The organism is Sulfitobacter sp. HI0129 (assembly GCF_001635395.1).
In the GTDB taxonomy this organism is placed as follows: Bacteria; Pseudomonadota; Alphaproteobacteria; order Rhodobacterales; family Rhodobacteraceae; genus Sulfitobacter.
This window is the reverse complement of sequence record NZ_LWGH01000910.1, coordinates 1-503: the sequence shown is the minus strand read 5'-3', so window position 1 is coordinate 503 and position 503 is coordinate 1. Positions and strand designations below refer to the sequence as shown.

Below are 503 nucleotides of genomic sequence, written 5' to 3'. Positions count from 1 at the left end.
TGCTGGGGGATGCGCTGCTGAACAAGCGGATGCTACCCTACCGCGCCCGGGTACGGGCCCGCACGATGGACGAGTTCGACGGCTGGGTGCGCCACGACGGGGAGGAGTTCCTCTATGTGCTGACGGGCGTCGTGCGGCTTTATACCGAGTTCTACGAACCGGCGGAGCTGCGGCGGGGCGACAGCGCCTATTACGACGCCACCATGGGGCACAACGTCATCTCCGTCAGCGCCGACGACGCGACGATCCTCTGGGTCACCAGCCTTACCTGAAGGGCCTGTTCAGGCGCACGATTGATCCCCGAAAAGCGCGCGCAGCCCGAAATGCGCGATGCCCACGGCCAAAAGCTGCGCCAGCACGAAGGCCGGAATATGCGCCGGGGTGATCCCGGCAAAAGTATCCGAAAAGCCGCGCGCCACCGTCACCGCCGGATTGGCGAAACTGGTGGAGGCGGTGAACCAATAGGCCCCGGTGATATAGAGCGCCACCAGCGTCGGGACCGC

Annotated in this window: 1 protein-coding gene and 1 pseudogene; one reads left to right on the top strand and one right to left on the bottom strand. The window is 65.4% G+C overall.

All coding sequences use genetic code 11. The annotated features are described in order from the left end of the window. The coding region (locus A3764_RS20875) for a cupin domain-containing protein (protein ID WP_150122357.1) at positions 1-272 on the top strand (272 nt) is incomplete at its 5' end. Between the two features lie 9 nt (positions 273-281). On the opposite strand, the pseudogene A3764_RS20870 reads toward A3764_RS20875, so the two are convergent. After that, positions 282-503: pseudogene (locus A3764_RS20870) on the bottom strand (aquaporin family protein); the annotation flags it as partial.